Origin of the sequence: Kineococcus siccus, from assembly GCF_009906795.1 — a bacterium.
In the GTDB taxonomy this organism is placed as follows: Bacteria; Actinomycetota; Actinomycetes; order Actinomycetales; family Kineococcaceae; genus Kineococcus; species Kineococcus siccus.
This window is the reverse complement of sequence record NZ_JAAALN010000404.1, coordinates 1-1,106: the sequence shown is the minus strand read 5'-3', so window position 1 is coordinate 1,106 and position 1,106 is coordinate 1. Positions and strand designations below refer to the sequence as shown.

The 1,106-nt window shown below is 76.9% G+C and carries 1 protein-coding gene and 1 pseudogene; one reads left to right on the top strand and one right to left on the bottom strand.

Annotated elements, in window-relative coordinates; all coding sequences use genetic code 11:
• A pseudogene (locus GTR02_RS21820) lies at nt 1-269 on the bottom strand (hypothetical protein); the annotation flags it as partial.
• A gap of 134 nt (nt 270-403) precedes the next feature.
• On the opposite strand from GTR02_RS21820, the gene GTR02_RS21815 reads away from it, so the two are divergent.
• Complete coding sequence (locus GTR02_RS21815; RefSeq protein WP_166609556.1) at nt 404-1,102, top strand: MBL fold metallo-hydrolase; 699 nt, start codon at nt 404-406, stop codon at nt 1,100-1,102.
• Nucleotides 1,103-1,106: the final 4 nt, after the last annotated feature.

Sequence of the window (1,106 nt, the reverse complement as noted above, 5' to 3'; positions counted from 1 at the left end):
GTCGAGGAGTCCGTCCCCGCCGAGGCGGGGGAGGGCTCCGCGACGGGCGCTTCGGCGGGGACGGACTCCGCGACGGGCTCCTCGGCGGGGACGGCGTCCTCCGCCGCGGGCACGGCCTCCTCGGCCGCACCCTCCGCGGGCGCGGGGGCGGCCACGGGCTCCGGCACCGCCTCCGCCTCGGGGGCGCCCTCGATCGGGTCGGTCGTCGCAGTGGTCGGGGTGTCCTGCACGTCCTCGTCGGACGCCGGCTCCTGGGATCGCTCGCTCACCCGCGGCAGTCTAGGTGCCCGGGTCACCCGACGGCGCGGACCGCCACCCGGCGTGAGTCCACCCGCGCGCGGAGCGACGACGCCGCAGTGCGGTCCGGTCGGGCCCACCACGACCTCGCGACTAGGCTCGACGGGTGCTGGTGGAGTCCGTCGAAGCGACCGTGTTCGGCACCAACTGCCACGTCGTGGCCCCCGGGCCGGGCGAGGAGTGCGTCGTCGTCGACCCCGGCATCGGGGTGGAGGACCGCCTGGTCGAGCTGCTGCGCCGGCACCGGCTGCGACCCGCCGCGGTGCTCCTGACCCACGGCCACCTCGACCACACGTTCTCCGTCACGCCGGTCTGCGGGAGCCACGGCCTCGCCGCGACGATCCACGCGGAGGACCGCTACCGGTTGACCGACCCGCTGAGCGACCTCGGCCCCGCGCTGCTGGCCGCGCTGACGGCGGAGTACGGCCGCCTGCGCTGGCGCGAGCCCGAGGAGGTCGTGACGGTCACCGACGCCCAGCGCCTCGCCGTGGCCGGCCTGGACATCACCGTCTCGCACGCGCCCGGGCACACCGAGGGGTCCGTCATGTTCGCGGTGGCCCGTCCCGGCGAGGCCGACCTGCTGCTGTCCGGGGACGTGCTGTTCGCCGGGTCCGTCGGGCGCACGGACCTCCCCGGCGGCGACCCGGCCGCGATGCTGCGCAGCCTCCGCACGCGGGTGCTGCCGCTGGCCGACGCCACCGACGTGCTCCCCGGCCACGGCCCCGCGACGACCATCGGACGCGAGCGCGTCTCCAACCCCTACCTGCTGCAGCTGGCGGACGCCGCTGCGCGAACGGAGTCCTGATCCC